Source organism: Protofrankia sp. CiP1_Cm_nod3 (assembly GCF_982290655.1).
This window is the reverse complement of record NZ_CEVIVD010000031.1, coordinates 1-1,102: the sequence shown is the minus strand read 5'-3', so window position 1 is coordinate 1,102 and position 1,102 is coordinate 1. Positions and strand designations below refer to the sequence as shown.

1 protein-coding gene and 1 pseudogene are annotated in these 1,102 nt (G+C 70.0%); both read left to right on the top strand.

Annotation, left to right across the window (positions count from 1 at the left end; translation table 11 throughout):
• Nucleotides 1-315, top strand: a pseudogene (locus AC5LUJ_RS08625) (toll/interleukin-1 receptor domain-containing protein); the annotation flags it as partial.
• Between the two features lie 52 nt (nucleotides 316-367).
• Complete coding sequence (locus AC5LUJ_RS08620) at nucleotides 368-775, top strand: hypothetical protein (RefSeq protein WP_250287065.1); 408 nt, start codon at nucleotides 368-370, stop codon at nucleotides 773-775.
• Nucleotides 776-1,102: the final 327 nt, after the last annotated feature.

Sequence of the window (1,102 nt, the reverse complement as noted above, 5' to 3'; positions counted from 1 at the left end):
GTGGACGAACCGTGGGCGGTGTGGATCGCCTGGCAACTGCGGGAGGCCGGCTACCGGCCCCGGCTGCAGGCCTGGCACTCGGTCCCCGGCAGCAGCTTTGTCGGCTGGATCAACGCGGAGCTCACCGCCGCCACCTGCGTACTCGCGATTCTCTCCCCGGCCTACGAAGGCTCGAGATGGTGCGGCGTCGAGCTGACCGCCGCCCTCGCCGACGCGGTCAGGGGAGACCGGAAGCTGATCCCTGTCCGGGCCGCCGCCTGCGAGATGCCGTCACTGATGCGGCCGTTCGGCCGAATCAGCCTGGTGGACCGCTCCGCCACCAAGGCCCGGCATGCGCTGCTGACCGGGCTGGGCGCGGCCATCAACGGTGAAAAGCTGCCCACGGCCCCACCAACTCTATCCCGGTACGGCCGCTGGCGGCGGGTCGCCCCCAGCGTATCCGGGGCCGGACGACGAGCAGCTGACCGACCGTCTGCTGGACCTCGTCACCCAGGCCTGCCGGTCACGCTACCCGGACGCCCTCGTCGAGCAGATCACCCGCGGCGGGGGCATGCCGTATGTGAGCATGGACGGCCAGCGCGACGGGGAGCGGCGACGCTGGCCGGTCGCGGTCAGCGTCGAAACGCCGGGCTTGGACGTAGTGACCACTTTCCGCGAAAAGATCATTGAACCGGTCTACCGGCCCATGGACCCGTGGGTGGGCTCCGAACTGGTTCATCTCGGAAAGCCGGCGGCGGAGGAGATCCGCCGCCCTCCATCCCCTTCCGGATGGTGAATGGGCCACCGTCCTGCCGGATGGGAAGTACAAGACCTCCGGTGGGGACGTCCGTCCACTGCTGTGGTGGGCGGTCAAGCTCCGGAGGTTCGAGCTCGGCGAGCTCGCCGAGCTGGATCCCGCGTACCAGCCACTCGACCCGGACGCGCCCATACCGGGGCTGGGTCGAGTCCCCCGCGGGACGCCGCCGGCGGCACAGCCGCGAACGCCGCCCCAGCCATGGTGGCGACGGAGAACAGGCAAGCGACAGCGTCGATCTTCTTCTTGATTACGACGTCATTACGGTGCTGGCGGGGCGTGCCGGAGAACTCTCCGTGAGGGGCGGGC